The organism is Phocaeicola plebeius DSM 17135, from assembly GCF_000187895.1.
GTDB lineage: Bacteria > Bacteroidota > Bacteroidia > Bacteroidales > Bacteroidaceae > Phocaeicola > Phocaeicola plebeius.
Genome location: NZ_DS990134.1, coordinates 126511 through 144165, shown reverse-complemented (window position 1 = coordinate 144165; position 17655 = coordinate 126511). Strand labels below are relative to the sequence as shown.

Sequence of the window (17655 nt, the reverse complement as noted above, 5' to 3'; positions counted from 1 at the left end):
AGACCCGATGATTTGGGGTTACGTAATGCTCAGCTAATGAGTGTGTAACCCCTTTGCGGACCGGGGATGTTCGGTCTTTTTGACAGAAAGTTGTAAAGTTTACTGTATACAATACCTTTCACAGGTATCATAAAAAAACGAGTGTATCTGCTTCGATACACTCGTTTTTTATTTGTCTAAGCCAGGAGGAACTCAGAATTTTTCTTTTCTTTCTTCAATCCACCACTGGAAATTCAATGGTTTCGGTTGCTTCATTCCAGTTTTCGATGGTAAAGTTTCCGGTTCCTCCCCCCGAAAAAATATTACCAATCACCACATTTAAAGTTAAACGGGTATTTGCATCCAAGGTAGATGACAAATTACGCGCCAGCCGATGCACCGTTCCATCTTTCAATGTGATGAACAATTGCAGCAAAGGATTATTCGTTGAAGGGAATAACATGATCATGGCATTACTCATTTCCGTATTGTCGACAGACCGAACCAGGTCAAAAGCAACGGTCTTCTCTTTATTCTCCGGCTCAGCCGTATACAGATTCAGTTTTTCTGCAATTCCGCCAATATGCACCTTTATACTCTCCACATTCGAGCTGATGACTCCATTGTTCGCTGTCTTTACAATCACTTTCAAGCCTGCCACTGCCCTGCGCATATTGGCCTGCAAGTCTTCTTCACCAATGTTCACATTCTGTCTGCCATACACCAGGTCGAACACAGGAATATAAGTTGTATCCGAAGAATTCTGCCTTAATTCAAAATAAAGATTAGACAAATCACTCCCTATCGACAAACCCGGTTCCCTGATAGCCGGTGTAGTATGAATAGGTTCTTCATATTGAGGAGTTCCCCAATACACCATATTATACTGCCCGACAGGAAGTGAAATCTCCCGATTATTATCCCCATAAATACTTCCATCCTGAATATGGTAAAAACCATAAAACGTAGATAACTTATCGTTTACATAGTTTCCACAGAAAATAGAAGTTCCCGCATTACACGGATATGCCTCCAAAATACCGGATAAGGGACTCTCATTATCTGCAAGTCGAGATTCCAGACGAGGAGTGACAAGACCCTCTTTTTCTTCGTTAAGAACACAATCATCTTTCACACATGAAACAGTTGCCACAGACAAAGCTAAAACTCCAAAAACTATTTTTTTCATAATTAATAAGATAAAAACATTAAAAAAGAATCAAGCCATAAAGACATCAGAGAAACGAATAGAGATAAAAACCAGAACAGGTTCAGAGATATGTTTATAGTTTCATGCTTTTCTATTATAAATAACAACTAAAAACAAAGAATGTTTTTGAATCTGGCACAAATTATTGCCAGTTCCGAATCTTTTCAATAACTTTCCTGCAAATTTCTAAAAACGATACAGAAATGTCATTAATCAGAGTGATTCTCTCCATTATTTTTCCGCCTCTTGCCGTAATTGACAAAGGCTGCGGATCGGTACTGATTGTCTTCATCCTTACCCTGTGTGGATGGATTCCGGGCGTAATCGGTGCCCTGATTATCCTCAACAAGAACTAAATCTAACTCTATTCCTAAATAAAGAAACATTATGAAAGAATTACATGTACATGAAATTACGGGACATTCGCTTGTTCCCGCAAAAGACATTCCGGCATTGCTCGATGAAAACCATATTGAATTTCAGGCCATCGACTGTGTAAACTGGAACGCCTATCCTTACCGCCCTGAGGTGGAATTCCGCATGGCTCACACAGGAGAGGCTATTTTATTGAACTACCGCGTCAAGGAAGAAAGCATACGTGCCGTAGCAGCGGAAGACAACGGCAGAGTATGGGAAGACTCCTGTTGTGAGTTCTTCTTCCAGCTTCCCGAAGACCAGGAAGAAAATATCTACTACAACTTTGAATGCAACTGTGGAGGTACCTTGCTTATCGGCGGCGGAAGACCGGGCGACAGACCTCATGCACCATTGGAAATCACCCGAAAAGTAGACCGCTGGACCTCGCTCGACAAAGCTCCTTTTGAAGAACGTATGGGAGAATGCAGCTGGCAACTGGCCCTTTGCATCCCAAAGGAAGCATTTTTCCGTCATCAGCTCAAAGGTTTCAAAGGAATGACTGCGCGTGCCAATTTCTACAAATGCGGCGACAAGCAGCATACCCCGCATTTCCTGTCATGGAACAAGATAGACTTGCCGGAACCTTGTTTTCATTGTCCGGAATTCTTCGGCAAGATTCTGTTTGAATAAGAAACTGACCCAATAAAAACAAGAACGAATGTCCTTGACTGTTTTCCTCTCAGGGTATGAATACAAAAAATGAATATAAGTATGAGAGAGAGAAAAGAGGAAAAACAGTCAAGCAACATTCGCCTGCAAACACAATAGAAACTAAAAAAAGAGAACTAAATATGCTGTCCTCCACCCAGCGCCTGATACAAGTTGATAAGGCTTTGTATCTCCTTGAAACAGTTAGCGGTTTGAGAGAGCTGGGCATTTAACAACGTCTGCCGGGCAGTCAGCACTTCCAGATAAGTAGTATTGCCATGCTGCATCAGCAGTGACGTACTGGTGAAGGCCTTTTCCAGGGCAGCCACCTGATTTTCGTAATTATCTTTTTTCCTTTTGCTTATCTGATAAGACACCAGCGCTTCGTTCACTTCCGTACCGGCATCCAGCAACTTTTGCTCAAAAGCCAGAAGAGCCTCTTCCTGCTGTGCCTTGGCAATGCGCCGGCGGGCAATCAATGTCCCTCTGTTAAACAGCGGCTGCGTCAGTGAAGCCAAGGCTGAGGTAACAAACTTGCCCGGATTGGTAATCAGTCCGCCCACCGAATTTGTCCATCCGGCACTTCCACTTAAGGTTATGGACGGATAAAAGGCTGAATTGGCCTGATTAGTCACATAAAACGCTTGTTCCAGGTCACGTTCGGCCATACGCACGTCCGGACGGTTGGAAAGCATCTGAAGTGGAACTCCCACAGACAGACGTGAAGTGAACTGTTGACCGGAAAGTTTTCCCCTCGCCATCTTATGCGGTGTTTCTGCCAGCAGCAAAGACAGACTGTTTTCCACCTGGTTAATCTGTTCTTCCAAATCCATCACTGAATTTTCCACCTCATAATAAGTAGCCCTCATCTGTGAAACGGCAGCCTCATCGGCCTGTCCCGCATCCATCAGAGCCTGCGTAGACTCCACGGTTTCCTTCCACGTATCGGCTGTTTGACGGGAAATCTCCAGTTGCTCATCGAGCATCAATAACGTGTAATATGTATTCGCGATATTGGCTATCAGGCTGGAGTATACTGCCTGCTTATAATCTTCACTTTGCAGATAAGCAGATTTAGCCTGACGTTTGGCATTACGCAGTTTCCCGAAAATGTCCAGCTCCCAACTGGCCGTCACCGGAAGCGTATAGGTGTGTGAAGCCTTGCTGCCTTCCACTGTATTGACGCCTCCTTGCGGAGAAAGAGCAAAGGAAGGAAGAAAAGCCAGTTTGGCCGAAAGCAAAGAAGCCTTCGCTTCTTCCACACGCAGACTGGCTGTCTGCACATCTGTATTCTGTGCCAGCCCCTTTTCAATCAAATCCTGTAAATAAGGATCGGTAAAGAAATCCCGCCAGTGAATGTTTCCGATACTTGCCGTATCGGAAACTGTGACCTCTTCGCCGTACAAGTTCTCGGGAACCGAGGTCTGCGGTTTATAGCTGGTATATATTCCGCAACTGCTCAGCAAGAGCGTTGCGCCACATGCGATTATCTTTGATGTATTCATATTGTTCATTTACTTTTCTGTGTTAAAGGCACTTTTCTCAATCAAGGTCTGTTCCTTCTCATATAGAATCTGCTGGTCGGGTTCCTTCTGCATAGGGCCACGCAATTTTTCCTGAAGATATTCGAACACCACAAAGAAAATCGGAACCACAAAGAGCAGGGCCAACGTACCAATCAGCATACCTCCTACTACACCCGTGGCCAATGAACTGTTTCCGTTTGCTCCGGCACCGGATGAGAACATCAACGGAAGCATACCGAAAATCATACACAAGACGGTCATGATAATAGGACGGAAACGGGCCTGAGCTGCCGAGTAAGCAGAAGAGATAATACCCATACCCTTACGACGGCGTTCAATGGCATACTCTGTAATCAAGATGGCTGTTTTAGCCAGCAAACCAATCAACATGATGGCACCGGTCTGCAGGTAGATATTGTTCTCCAACCCTGCCACACGGGCAAACAGGAAGCTTCCCATCAATCCGAAAGGTACGGACAGAATCACGGCCAGCGGCACCAGGAAACTTTCATACAAGCAAGACAGAATCAGGTAAATCAATACCACGCAGAGGGTATAGATAAAGACGGTCTGTGCTCCTCCGCTGCTGGCTTCCTCACGTGCCATACCTCCATATTCATAACCGTAGCCGGAAGGAAGTACCTGTGCTGCAACCTCCTTAATGGCTTTCTGGACTTCACCTGTGGAATATCCCTCGGCCACGTTCACATTCACATCAATCGTATTATACAAGTTGAAACGCTTGGCAATTTCCGGACCTAAGACAGAACGCAGCGTCACAAACTGGCTGACCGGTGCCATCTCCGTTCCATTACGCACAAACATGTTGTCCAGTGCATGCTGATTCAAACGGGCACCGGGTGAAGCCTGAATCATGACACGGTATACCTTTCCATACTTATTGTAATTAGATACGTACGAACCTCCACAATAGGCTCCCACCACATCGAGCACATCACTCGGACTGATTCCGGCACGCTTGCATTTAGCTGCATCTACATCCACCGCAATCTGAGGAAAGTTCATGGCGTATGAACTATAAGCCATTGCCACTTCCGGACGCTCATTAAGGGTCATGATAAATTTCTGTACGGACTCATAGAACGGCTGCATGTCGCCTCCCGTTTTGTCCTCCATATAAAGTTCCACCGCATTACCGGTTCCGTATCCCGGAATCATGGCAGGCTGGAAACAGAATACCTGCGCCTCCTTTATCTCGCTGAACTGGGCATTCAGGCGCTTCATGACAGCTTCTACCGAATGTTCCTTTCCTTTTCGTTCATCCCAGTGATACAAGCGGATGATGACCGTACCGTATGACGTTCCCTGCCCGGAAATCAATCCATATCCCGTGATACGCGAATAATGCTCTATCTCCGGAGTGGCTTTCAATATATCCTGCACCTTGTCCATCACCTTATTGGTTTCAGCCAAAGAGTTACCAGGTGAGGTACTGATATTAATCATCATGGTTCCCTGGTCTTCCTGAGGCACCAGTCCGGTCTTGGTAGTCGACATCAGATATACCAGCAATACAGTGGCAACACCCAGTGAAGCCCATACAGTCCACCGATGATGGAAGAAGAACATCAGTCCTTTCTTGTATTTACCCAGCATCGTATTAAATGACACGGTATAAGCCGCACGGATACGACCGCTGAAGCTCTTGATGCTTTTCTCCGTGTCAGAAGCTTTCATCATCATGGCGCACAAAGCCGGACAGAGCGTCAAGGCATTAATACAGGAGAGTCCCACAGCCACCGCCATCGTAATACCAAACTGAGTGTAGAACACACCGGAAGTTCCTCCCATGAAAGTCACCGGAATAAATACAGCCATAAAGACAAAGGTACACGACACAACGGCCATCGTCACATCACTCATGGCATCCTTTGTGGCAAGATAAGACGAGCGATACCCCACATCAAATTTGGCCTGTACGGCTTCCACTACAATAATCGCATCATCCACCACAGTACCGATGGCCAGCACAAGGGCAAACAAGGTCAGGATATTGATACTGAATCCGGCTACCGACAGGAAGGCAAACGTACCAATCAGTGACACAATGATGGAAATGGAAGGAATCAAGGTACTCTTGAAATCATGCAAGAAGAAGTAAACCACCAACACTACCAGGATAATGGCTATCACCAGGGTTTCAACCACATTGTCGATAGAAGCAAAAAGGAAGTCGTTCACACTCATCATCTGAATAAACTCCGTTCCCTCCGGAAGATCTTTTGAAATATCATCCAGCAAGTCGGAGATTTCCTGGTTTACAGCCGTAGCATTGGCACCAGCCACCTGGAAGACCATGAAAGTAACTCCCGGAACTCCATCTGCTTCGCCATGGAAACTATAGGACTCACGCCCCAGTTCTACTTCCGCAATATCTTTTACCCGAAGCACGGACCCGTCTTTTTGCGAACGTATGACCATGTTTTCAAATTCTTCCACGCTCTTCAGACGACCTTTGTACTTCATGGTGTACTGAAACACATTGTCCGAACTTTCACCCAATGAGCCCGTAGGTGCTTCCGTGTTCTGCTCACCTAATACGGCTGTCACATCAGAAGGAACCAGTCCGTATTGTGCCATTTTGTCGGGTTTCATCCAAATACGCATACTGTAAGTATCTCCCATCAGCTGCACGTCGCCTACGCCCTGAATACGTTTTACCTGAGGAATCACATTGATGTCAAGGTAGTTGGCCAGGAAGGTTTCATCATAACGCTTGTCGGGGCTGATAAGACTGTTAATCTGAAGGAAGCTGTTCTGGCGTTTCATGGTGCTGACGCCAATAGCAGTTACTTCGGAAGGCAGCAGACCTTGTGCGGCAGACACACGGTTCTGCACATTCACCGCTGCCATATCCGGGTCGGTCCCCTGCTTGAAATACACCAGGATTTCGGCTGTACCCGCATTGGTAGCCGTAGAGGTAATGTATATCATGTTTTCTACCCCGTTGATACTCTCTTCCAGCGGCATGATGACACTGTTCATCACCGCATCGGCATTGGCACCGGTATAAGTGGCTTCCACACGCACGGTAGGCGGAGCAATGTCAGGATATTGTTCCACAGGAAGTGTATAAAGTGATATAAATCCCACTATCAGAATCAAGACCGATATGGAGAGGGCCATCACCGGCCGCTTAATGAATATATTTCCTTTCATAATCGTCTGTTATTTTACTTGCGTTCCTTCACGAATCATTCCAGCTCCGTCGGCCACAATCTCATCTCCAGCTTTCAGGCCATCCAGCACAATGTATTCTTTTCCGTCGTTAACCGGAGCTACTTTTATCAAAGTAGATACCGCTTTCCCGTCTACCACCTTATAAGCCAGAATCTTATCCTGCAACTGTACGGTAGCTCCCTGCGGAATCACGATACATTTCTTATAGACACTTGGAATCATCACGTTGCCCGATGCCCCACTGTGCAACAAACGGGAAGCATTCGGAAATACCGCACGCACACCTACCGTACCCGTCTCCTTGTCAATCACGCCACTGATAGATTCTATCTTTCCCTTTTCTTCGTACACAGAGCCATCGTTCAACTGAAGCTGAATGGCCGGCATATTTTCTACCGCCTTGTCAATCGTACCGTATTGACGTGCCAAAGCCAAAAGCTGATTTTCAGTCATCGAGAAATAGACATACATGGTAGCATTATCTGAAACAGTAGTCAGTGGCTGCGGAAGATTCGAACTGACCAGCGCCCCTACCCGATACGGCAACATGCCAATCACCCCGTTGCTGGGGCTTTTTACTTCCGTATAAGAAAGGTTATTCCGCGCATTCACCTCCTGTGCCTTAGCCTGCGCCAGCTGTGCCTTAGCAGTCAGATACTCATTCTCAGTTGTTTGCAAGTTAAAGCTGGAAACCACCTTCTTGGCATACAGTTCCTTTGTACTTTTATACGTAAGTTCAGCTGTAGCCAGACTGGCTTTCGCTACTTCCACATTGGCAACTGCCGTTTCCAAAGCCGCCTTATAAGGAATCTGGTCAATCACAAACAAGACTTCTCCCTGTCGTACGACATCTCCTTCGGATACATTCAACTTTTCAATATATCCTGACACTTGCGGATAAATATCAATATCCTGCATACCTTCAATGGAGGCAGAATACGAAGTCATGATTTCCTTATCCGTATCTGCTGTAAGCGTTACAAGGTTATAGCCTTTCTGAGTGTTTTCTTTGGTTTCCGTCTTACAGGAAGTTATCCCCATCGCACAGCCAACCAGCAACATCAGCCATACGTTTAATTTTCCAATCTTTTTCGTCATATTCGTTTCTTTTTTTGTTCGCGCAAAAGTAGCAAGCAAGGGAAAAAGGAAGGCAACCGATTTTCGCACAGAGATGTTCAATTTTCTCCACTCTTCCGTCAAAATCATGAAATATGGAAAATAAGACATTCTTGAGAGAAAATAAGACATAGCACCTTAACCAAAAATCTTCATCTTTGCAAAAAAGAATTATGGAAGAGATTATTAGACATATTCACATGGAAATGCTTCAGGCACATTGCGATGCCCAAAGCTATATTGATGACTACATGTTTCTGACTGAACGCCTGGAGAATGTGTTCCCGGAAAACCGGAATGTCAAACTGGAAGTTTTTCTGATGCTCTATTGCGAGGAAGGAGAAGTAAAATTAGAACTGAACAACGTGACCCGACACTTACAGGCCAACGACCTGCTGATTAGCCTGCCCAATACGATTATAGGTCAGGTAATGGCTAGTCCCAACCATAAAGTAAAAGTATTCTGTTTTTCCAACCGCTTTATCCAACGGCTGACCCAGACTCAGAAATACAGCTGGAAATCGATATGTTACATACAGGAAAACCCCATCAAGCATTTTGGAAAAAACCGGAACGAAACGTTTCACCAGTACCTGAAACTGATAGAGGACAAGATACAGACTCCGCCCGACAAATACCAGAAAGAGATTCTGCTGCACATTGCTTCAGCCTTTTATGGCGAGATGGTGGCCGAAACCACCCGCAAGTCTATTGAAAAAGAAAAGCAAGGATATCACACTCCTGTCAAACAACCCGACTTCATCTTCAAGCAATTCATGGAAGCGCTAACAGCCGACAACGGTAAACACCGTACATTGACTTATTATGCCGACTTATTCTGTTACTCGCCGAAGTATCTGTCGCGCATCGTCAAGCAAATCAGCGGGAAAAATGCATTGACGCTGATTCATGAGAATGCCATTGAACATATCATTCCTGAACTGAGGCATTCCAACAAAAGCATTAAGGAAATTTCTGTGGATTTTGAATTCCCCAATGTGTCGTTTTTTGCACAATACGTAAAAAAATACTTAGGAATGACACCTACAGAATATCGCAACAGCAGTCAAGATGAGAAATAACATAGACTTAAACTTTTTTACTTATGAAACGCTACATTTTATACAGCCTGAGTGGACTGGCAGCTTTATCAGCTCACTCACAAAACACATCTAACGAGAATGTTTCTCCCAACATACTACTCATTGTAGTAGACGACATGGGATTTTCAGACACACAACCCTTCGGCGGGGAAATACAGACACCCCATATCAACCGACTGGCAGAGCAAGGCATCCGCTTTACCCAGTTTCATACCTCTTCTTTAAGTGCTCCTACAAGAGCCATGCTCCTGACGGGAGTGGACAATCACCAGAACGGACTGGGCATCATGCCTCCCCTGCATGCCGAGAACCAGTATATGCAACCCGGGTACGAAGGGGGTATTAACCAGCGCGTAATGACACTGGCCGAAGTACTGCACGAAAACAATTATTACACTTGCATGGCCGGTAAATGGCATCTGGGTGCACAAAAAGGAAACATCCCTTCCGAACGCGGATTCGAACAGAGTTTCACCATGTTAGGGGGAGGTGCCGGTCATTTCTGCCACTCATTTGCCTTGTCCGACAGCGAACAACCGGTCACTTTTTACCTGGACAACGGAAAGAAAGTAGACAAGCTTCCCGATGACTTCTATTCCACCCGCTACTATACTGACAAAATGATTGAATATCTGCGCAAGTGTCCTCAAGACAAGCCGTTCTTCGGCTATCTGGCTTTTACAGCTCCCCACGACCCTTTACAGATTATCTCCGAATGGAAAGACCGGGAAAAAGGCACATACGACTGCGGATACGACAGCATCCGTTCTGCCAGATTGGAGCGCCAAAAGCAGATGGGACTCATCCCTGCACAAACTCCTGATACCGACCTCAGCAATCCTAGTATACAATGGAACAAACTGAGCAAAGAGCAACAAAAAGAACAAAGCCGCAAAATGGAAATCTATGCTTCCATGATAGAATATGTAGACTACAGCATCGGACGGGTGCTTGAGGAACTGGAAAAAGAACACAAACTGGACAATACGCTGGTCTTGTTTATGAGCGACAATGGAGCTAACCCTAAGGAGCCGGAATCATATCCGGGCAATACCAAAGAAGTGATTCAGGAGCGATATGACAATCAGCTGGAAAACTATGGAAACTCCAACTCCTTCATTTCATTGGGAGAAGCCTGGGCCGAGGTGTGCAACACACCTTATTCCCTTTATAAAATGACTACCCACGAAGGAGGAATCTGCGTACCACTTATTATTTCGGGAAAGAATATAAGCCAGAAAGGAAGTATAGACCATACCACCCTGCTGCATGTGACCGACTTATTTCCTACAATTCTGGAGTATACCCACACCCAACGGCCATCCTCCTATCGCCACACTACACTGGCTCCTCTTTACGGAAAATCATTTGTACAAAGACTCACAGATGCAAACGCATTGCCTATACGCACTTCTAATGACGCACTCTGTTTTGAAATGAAAGAAGACAAAGCCGTTATACAAGGGAAATGGAAAGCCGTACAGCTCACTCCTCCTCATGGAGACGGCACTACATGGAAATTATATAACCTGGAAACAGACCTGGCCGAACAGAATGACCTGTCAGAAGTTTATCCGGAAAAACTGAAAGAACTCATCAAACTCTGGAAAGAGTATGCGAAGTCTGTGGGATATATCCCATCCGACCAATCCATGACCATTAAAAGAATTGGTGCAGAAGCATTCTATCAATACCAGCAATCGCTGTCACATTAGCTTGTAACAACAACCCTAATCATAAGGGGATAGCAATAAATTTATATTGCTATCCCCTTTTTATTTTATCATTATTCAGTTTATTATCAACAATATGCACAGATTACAACTAAAAAAATATTACACAAAAGAAAGAATTATTGAACAAAACAAGAAATATTTCGTTTAAGAAAAGGAAGGGGAAATATTAATGACATAAACAAACTAGACTATAAAATCATTAATTAGTTATTTTTCCAACAAAAAAAGTTATAAGCATTAGTTTAAAAAGATTGTAATTATTGAGAAAAGGACAACAAAATGAGAAAACTTACTTTTATTGGTTTTTTATGTGTTTTGCTGCTGGTCTCCTGTAGTCAGGAAAAATATCCAGAGACATCTTCTGAAACAAACAAAGCAGGTGTGGTTTTCAAACTGCAAAAAGAGGATTACGAAGGTAATGGCTCCCGTAGTTCAGAAAATGAAACTTCACTTTATGACCAGTTATATTATTTCATTGTAGACGAAAATGGTGAAAAAGTAAAAAACATCAAAAGCTATTATGAAGCTTCCACTTCGGAAATCTATACCGAAGGACTTCACAAGGGAGATTATCGTTTGCTCGTACTGGGAATCAAAGGAAATGCAGCTGAAGACAAGGCCGTAATCTATACCCCTGAACGCATACAAGATGAATGGCTCGTTTTTCCCGAAGATTTGCAAAAGCCACTGGAAGCCGAATATTTCTATTCGCAGACTCCTTTCTCTATAATAGAGGAACAAACAGCTGACGGAATCAAGGAAACAGCTTCCATCCCGAACGAAATAGCCCAAAAACGAATTATCAGTCGGGTTGATTTTGATTTCTCCTACCACAACCCTTATGTGCGGAATGCGGTAACAGACAAGAATCTGTCGTTTGGAAATGTACAATTCTATACGACTCTTGCGGGCAACGGAGAATTGAGCGGCGAAAGTAACGGAACACTTGATCCGGTTTCTTTGAATCAGAAGACTTCTTACTTCTTCATGCCTGTATGTAGTGGTTCCAGCCTGAACGGAAACATTACCATTTCTACACGCAACTACCGCAAGGAGGAAAGACGTCAGGTGTATGGATTTGAACATACCACACTGAATGGGAATCATATCCACCATATAGAAACCACCGTCACCCATCCGGACGATAAAGATATAGTGATGTTCATTACTCCTGCGGCATACAATGCAGGCGGACACAAGGCTATCTTGCAAGACGATGAAACGAAAGAAGTATACACCAATCCGTCACTCCGCAAATTCAATACTGCACAGCCGCTACAGGTGTCGGTTACAGAAGAAGGAAAGCTGCATGCCCGCTTCTACTCTCCTCGTAAACTGAGCAATGTATTGATAAAAATGCAGTTACCGCAAGTAAGCAGTGAGTATTTTGACCTAGCCTATTTCGATTCAATCCCGGGATTCTGCGATTTCTATGAAGAGATTCCATTGATAGAACGTTCGGTAATGTGCCGCACAGAATCAGGAAAAGTCATTGAAATAAGCAAGAAAACGGCTGCCGAACTTTCGGGTGCTGTACTCAAAATTGAATCAGACGATCCATTCTGGGCCAAACTGCAGGAAATCAAACATGGCTGGAACATCTATTGGGGCTTGTATGGAGGTGATCCGGAAAAAGAAGACGGCGGACCAGTAGGAAACTGGATGGGAATACGCCCGGTACATTGCCGGGAATCGGTTGCTCTCTTTCTGAACTTCACCTATATGATTGACATGCCGGAACATGAACAGATTTTGCGTGACAACGCCGACCAGCTGTACGATGACAACAAACAACCTGTAAAGGTGGAAGAGGTATTGCAAAAGATGCGGATGGCCAGAACCCTTCAGGTAGGACTCGTTTACCCAGGAAACGGGGTTGTCGGTTTAGGAGGTGGAAGCACATTCGGATGCTACCAGCAAGGATGGTTTGAACACTACTTTAATACATACTCTTGCAGCATCATGTTCCATGAACTTGGACATGTAATGGGATATGGGCATAGCAGTTCATTTACTTACGGACCATGGGCAGAAAAACTGATGAACAATTTCTATGTCAAGAACATCCAGGACATGCCGATCGACTCCAAGAATTATTTGAACAGTGCGCAGAACCCTCACCGATACAAATAAACTAACGATATAAATCCGACGAAAAAATGAATATGAAATATATACTTACACTGGCAAGCGCAGGCTTGTTTTTACTGAGCAGCTGCCTTCAGGAAGATTTCCAGCAGTCGCAAAATACAGACGGAACGCTGACCGTCAACTTTTCCAGAGCCGGAATGATAAACGAAACGGGCACTGATACTGACCTTCAGATACATACCCTCAATGCTTACCGCTTTGAGAACGGAATACTGAAAGAATCGTTCAAATCTTTACAGGTAAACGATGAAGGAACGTGCCGCCTCGACCTTGAACAGATAAAAGGAAATATCTATTTCCTGGCCAATGGTGAAAGTGTGATTTCAAAGGCAAATCTGACAGACGATGTTACCACATTGGATGAGTTCCTGAACCTGACCGCTACTTCTGAAGAAATGGCATCGGAGTATGTGTTGATGAACGGACAGGCAGACTTGAGTTCGGGTAACACTTCTTTCTCTGTAGCTTTAAAACGTACGGTAGCCCGCATCGATTTGGAATCTGCCTTTCAAGATGCAGAGGTAAACAGTGTAGTAATAAAAGATGTAGCACTGACGGGCCTGGTAAATGAAGCTGGTAGCCAGAACGCCTTAAAGGATGTAGAAAAAACCAACTTGACAAAGGATTTTGGCGAGCAACCATTCAAGAATGGCAAGTCAGCTATCTACTACCTTCCGGAACAAACCTCCAACGGACATGAGGTAGAAATCCTGATGACGGCTAATGGAGGATGGCATCGTCTGAGAACGACGCTGCCCGCATTAAAGCGCAATACCGTTTATACACTTAAAGTATATGGAAACGGTGCCGACCTGAAAGTGGAAGTGCTGACAGACGATTGGGAAAGCGGACAGTCTTCTGAGTCTGGTCTCACACTCAAAGGACTGGTAGATAAAGAAAGCTCACAGCTATCAGAAGGAGTAACCGTCAATGAACGAGGCGACACGGTATTCGTTCCTTATTGGAAAAGTAACTTCCAGGTTACTCTGGCCGCAGAAGCAGGAGCAGAGGTCAGCATTATTGGAGAAGCAGCAGGAGTTACGGTAACCCCTGCCAGTCGTTCCAGAAACCTCTCTCCCGTAGCACAAATTCAGGTTGCCAGCAGACAGAAAATGCCAGGAAGCAAATATGAATACGTGTATCTGGATGTCCACAAAGACCAGATACAAACCGGCAGAGTGGTACTGGTCTTCACACCTAATCCGATAGAGTTGAGCGGACTGGTCGAGTTTGACGAAAACGGAGAATGTAACTTCAACAGATACGTAGACGGAGAGCTTGCCAGCCTAATCTTGCCCGAAGGAAAAACCGCTACACTGAAATTCGATGGCGAAGAAGCACAATGGATGAAACTCACCGATGAAGGAAACAACACATTCCGTCTGCTGGGAGGTTGGAAACCCAACGACCCCAAAGCTGACGGACGGGAACAGGCCGGCGAATTAATCATTGCCGATAAGGACGGAAGCCACCAAGAAATCTATACCATCCGACGACAAAACTGGGGACTACCGGTTGTAAATATCAACGGAACATGGTGGTGCAAGTACAACCTGAGAGGTAATGTGAAGAAATTCACCGACCAGATCCTGATTAACGCAGACCCTGCAAAAAACAGCAGTCTGGCCGATTACCTGACTTCATGTTCCGACGACGAATTCCTGCACATCTTGGGTGACCAGTATCAGGCAGGAAACCCCGACGGATTAGAACTGACCCACAACGGCACGTCATTCTATTATGAAGGATACCAAACCAAGACTGATAATTTCGGTACCCTGGCTCCCACTGTCATGGCTCCCGACGGTTATCAGATTCCAGATTTCGATGACTACCGTTTCTTTACAGGAGGCACGAACTACAATTTAAGTTATTTCAATCCTGGAGTTTTCAACAACGGACTGGGCCAAAGACTGAACTTCAAGGTCGTGGAACGCAATGCTACCTTCCAGGGATTGGAGTACGGACCAATTACTTTCTACGATTTTGAATACGAAGGTAATCACTGGACACTCTGCGGTCTGGGACATCAGTGGGATGCCACAAGCATATCAAAAATGATGATTCTGCTTGCCACTTACGGAAGCAGTGGAAGCACCTGGATGATGGAAGGATATTCTAAAAGCGATGGCAGAGGAAACTGGTTTAAATACACAGGTAACAATGCACAGAAAACCCGTACCATCCGATGCATCAAAACACCGGTAGAATACATCTACGAATAAAAAACAGACAATAACAAAAACAGAAAACAGATCAGTATATATGTACATCAAAAAATACATACAGATTTTAAGCATCTTCTCTGCCCTTTTCTTCACCACAGCATGCAGCAACGATGCTCCTGGTGAAGATACCGGCAACTCACAGAACAGAACCGTGAAAGCACAGCCAAGTGCGTTCACGGTAGAAGGAGCAGCATCTTCCCTTCCCGGCGAAGACGAGATAAACGACATGCAGGCTTGTTTGTTCGAAAACGGCATACTGACAGAAGTCTATACCCAGTTTTCCAAAGAAGGAACTCAATACGTATTTCCGGTCAACAAACAGGAAGGACATCTGTATATGCTGGCCAACATTTCAGACCGCATCAACCTTCAAGACCTGAAAGCACAGGGCATCACAGAAGAAGAGTGGCTGGAAACTACCATCACCGCAACAGGAGAAACAATGAGCAGCGTAGATTTCTTCTCCGGCATGGTTGATTTAGGGAAAAGCAGTGAAAACACCATACAAATGAATATGGTAAGAGGAACTGCCCGCTTTGATCTTTCCATTCAAACAAACGAATCTGTAGAAGTAAAGAAACTTACGTTGAAAAACATGGCACAACGTAGCTTTTTATTTTCAAAGGACCCGACAGCCATTCCCAATGAGGCAAACCTGAAAGATGTGAGCATTGAGTTTACGCAACCACTGGGAGCAAGTACCCCAGGCATTGCCTACGCCTACGAACAGACCGGTACTGATTTGACAGCTATCGTAGACATTCTGAAGAACGGCAAGGAAATGACCGTTGAAACTTCCCTACCATCTATACTGAAACGTAATACAGTTTACGCGCTGAACCTCAGTGTAGACCCTGCTACCGGAGAAGCAAAAATAGATATCATCGAATGGGAGAACGGAGGCGACCATATCTTAGCGCCTGAAGCACAGAGCCTGAAAGTGGACACAGAAGAATCCGTTCTTCCAGGCAATGTTACGGTCAATGCGGAAAAGACTTTGGTGACTCTTCCTTATACAGCCACTGATATGACGCTGGCCATTGACTGCGACAATGAACTGGAGCTTATTCCGGGAGACATGCCAATAACTATAGAATCATTGGGAGGTACGAGCCCGGAAACAACAGGAAAGAATGTATTCCGCATCCAAAAAGAAAAATGGAGACCGGGAGTTGCCGGACAGGAAGTGAAACTAAGATTCCACCGGAAAGGACTGAACCAGAACTACGAGGAAGATTGCCTTACACTGGTCTTGTCGGAAAATCCTGTCAAACTGGAAGGACTCATCCAGTTCAATGAAGGTTATGAGTTTGACTTTGAACGTTACATTGACAATGAACTGGGCATCATCACCCTGCCGGAATCGAAAAAGCTGACAGTAGAATACGAAAGTGGTGAGGGTAAATGGATCAAACTGGAAGAACGGACTGAAACACCGAACTCATTCCGCATCATAGGAGGATGGAAACCCAATGACCCTACGGCCAACGGACGCAAGCAGAAAGCTACACTGGTAATCTGCAATACCGACGGTACGGACAAAGAAGAATACACGGTAGTACGCCGCAACTGGGGACTCCCTGTTACCTACCTCAACGGTGTGTGGTGGTGCAAATACAATGCCATGGGAGATTCCAAGAACTTCAGCGACCAGATACTTTCTTCGAACGACCCGGCTGCAAAGGCAGGTAAGACGCTTTTTGATTACCTGCGCGACTGTACTCCCGAAGAATTCTTCAAACTATGGAAGTGGCAGTATCAGGGAAAAACGACGCAGGGTTTGGAAGTGATTGATGACGGAGGAGTGGCTAAAATGAAAGGATACGGCCCGTCCAGCGAGCATATCAACAAACTGGATGCCACCGCCATGGCACCCGACGGCTACGAGCTTCCTTCCATGGAAAATTTTGAACGAGTATTAAATTCAACCAGCGGAACCATCTGGCTGATGTGGGATGGCAGTCACACCACGGCATGGAACGGAGGAACAAACATTCAGCGTCGCCAAAGAAGAAGAAACGACATCACGGTAGGAACCGTAGCACTGTCTGACCTGATTTACATTCAGATGTACAACAATGCAGAGCAGCAATACGAACCACTCGTATGGTATGGTCCTGGAGCACAATGGAATGACGATGGCATCAAACATAATCACTACAATGCCATGTTATGGGCCACTTACTCGCCCAGCAACGGACAGGGATGGTTCTATAACGGCACAATGGCAGGACTTTATCCAACCAAGAACGGCGCAGGCCCGAACGACACCCGACTTCTCCGCTTTAAGAAGTCGGATGTAGAATACATCTATGAATAACAACCCTCAGAACGTCTTTG

Annotated in this window: 11 protein-coding genes; 7 read left to right on the top strand and 4 right to left on the bottom strand. The window is 45.1% G+C overall.

Translation table 11 applies throughout. The features are described 5' to 3' along the window. Positions 1-214 precede the first annotated feature (214 nt). Positions 215-1168 (bottom strand): FimB/Mfa2 family fimbrial subunit, encoded by a 954-nt coding sequence (locus BACPLE_RS15480; RefSeq protein ID WP_007563661.1) that lies wholly within the window; start codon positions 1166-1168, stop codon positions 215-217. A 224-nt stretch (positions 1169-1392) separates the two neighbouring features. On the opposite strand from BACPLE_RS15480, the gene BACPLE_RS19025 reads away from it, so the two are divergent. Further along, a complete protein-coding gene (locus BACPLE_RS19025; RefSeq protein WP_081458141.1) occupies positions 1393-1545 on the top strand; it encodes a YqaE/Pmp3 family membrane protein in 153 nt (50 codons plus the stop codon). A 31-nt stretch (positions 1546-1576) separates the two neighbouring features. Further along, a complete protein-coding gene (locus BACPLE_RS15475; protein WP_007563657.1) occupies positions 1577-2236 on the top strand; it encodes a carbohydrate-binding family 9-like protein in 660 nt (219 codons plus the stop codon). 155 nt (positions 2237-2391) lie between these two features. On the opposite strand, the gene BACPLE_RS15470 is transcribed toward BACPLE_RS15475, so the two are convergent. The 3 genes from BACPLE_RS15470 to BACPLE_RS15460 are packed head-to-tail and all read right to left on the bottom strand — an operon-like array spanning position 2392 to position 8079. Then, a complete protein-coding gene (locus tag BACPLE_RS15470; RefSeq protein ID WP_040313394.1) occupies positions 2392-3759 on the bottom strand; it encodes an efflux transporter outer membrane subunit in 1368 nt (455 codons plus the stop codon). 9 nt (positions 3760-3768) lie between these two features. Continuing rightward, positions 3769-6960: an efflux RND transporter permease subunit gene (locus BACPLE_RS15465; RefSeq protein ID WP_007563653.1), complete on the bottom strand. Its 3192-nt coding sequence runs from the start codon at positions 6958-6960 to the stop codon at positions 3769-3771. A 9-nt stretch (positions 6961-6969) separates the two neighbouring features. Beyond that, the gene (locus tag BACPLE_RS15460; protein ID WP_040313393.1) at positions 6970-8079 is read right to left on the bottom strand and encodes an efflux RND transporter periplasmic adaptor subunit; all 1110 of its coding nucleotides are present in this window, start codon (positions 8077-8079) and stop codon (positions 6970-6972) included. Positions 8080-8270: 191 nt separating this feature from the next. Here BACPLE_RS15460 and BACPLE_RS15455 point away from each other — a divergent pair, with 191 nt between their 5' ends. The 5 genes from BACPLE_RS15455 to BACPLE_RS15435 all read left to right on the top strand — a co-directional run bounded on the left by BACPLE_RS15455 (position 8271) and on the right by BACPLE_RS15435 (position 17635). Then, a complete protein-coding gene (locus BACPLE_RS15455; RefSeq protein WP_007563650.1) occupies positions 8271-9179 on the top strand; it encodes a helix-turn-helix domain-containing protein in 909 nt (302 codons plus the stop codon). A 23-nt stretch (positions 9180-9202) separates the two neighbouring features. After that, on the top strand, positions 9203-10915 hold the full coding sequence (locus BACPLE_RS15450) for an arylsulfatase (protein WP_007563647.1): 1713 nt from the start codon (positions 9203-9205) through the stop codon (positions 10913-10915). A 300-nt stretch (positions 10916-11215) separates the two neighbouring features. Next, positions 11216-13069, top strand: coding sequence for a hypothetical protein (locus tag BACPLE_RS15445; RefSeq protein ID WP_007563643.1), 1854 nt, complete (start codon positions 11216-11218; stop codon positions 13067-13069). Between the two features lie 26 nt (positions 13070-13095). Next, entirely contained in the window at positions 13096-15312 is a 2217-nt protein-coding gene (locus BACPLE_RS15440) for a hypothetical protein (protein WP_007563642.1), read from the top strand. 40 nt (positions 15313-15352) lie between these two features. Further along, positions 15353-17635 (top strand): hypothetical protein, encoded by a 2283-nt coding sequence (locus BACPLE_RS15435; protein WP_007563640.1) that lies wholly within the window; start codon positions 15353-15355, stop codon positions 17633-17635. Positions 17636-17655: the final 20 nt, after the last annotated feature.